Origin of the sequence: Halorubrum sp. Atlit-28R (assembly GCF_003665955.1) — an archaeon.
In the GTDB taxonomy this organism is placed as follows: Archaea; Halobacteriota; Halobacteria; order Halobacteriales; family Haloferacaceae; genus Halorubrum; species Halorubrum tropicale.
Genome location: NZ_QPLS01000200.1, coordinates 1 through 474, shown reverse-complemented (window position 1 = coordinate 474; position 474 = coordinate 1). Strand labels below are relative to the sequence as shown.

Sequence of the window (474 nt, the reverse complement as noted above, 5' to 3'; positions counted from 1 at the left end):
GCGTGTGTCCCGACATTGTCGTGCGACACCCCGTTATTAGGGTTGCCTAAACTTCGAAACGGTTATCTGTCTTTAGGCAGGCCTAAATAATATGGTTCGAAGACGACAGATACTCGCAGGAAGTGCAGGACTCTTCGCATCGGCTCTCGCTGGCTGTACCGCGGGCGGGAGCGCGGATTCCGAGTCGACGGCCGCCGCGGAATCCGAAACCGAGGCCGCCACCGAGTCGACGACGACCGAACAGACGACCGAGAGCGCCGGGCAGTACACCGTCGAGATAGAACCGAACGACCCGTACACGTTCGAAGCAGTGCCGGAGACGTACGGCGTCGCCTCCGGGCCCTTCCTCGATATGGGGATGGCGCTCGGCATCCATCCGAGTGCGACCACCGGCCTCGAACGCGCGCCGCTCAAGTTCTACGACCTCCTCGGGCTCGAATTCGACGAGAGTCGAATCACCAAGCTCGCGAGCGG

Annotated in this window: 1 pseudogene; it reads left to right on the top strand. The window is 61.8% G+C overall.

Features of this window, described 5'->3' with window-relative positions:
- Window positions 1-91: 91 nt before the first annotated feature.
- A pseudogene (locus tag DVK06_RS17535) lies at window positions 92-474 on the top strand (ferrichrome ABC transporter substrate-binding protein); the annotation flags it as partial.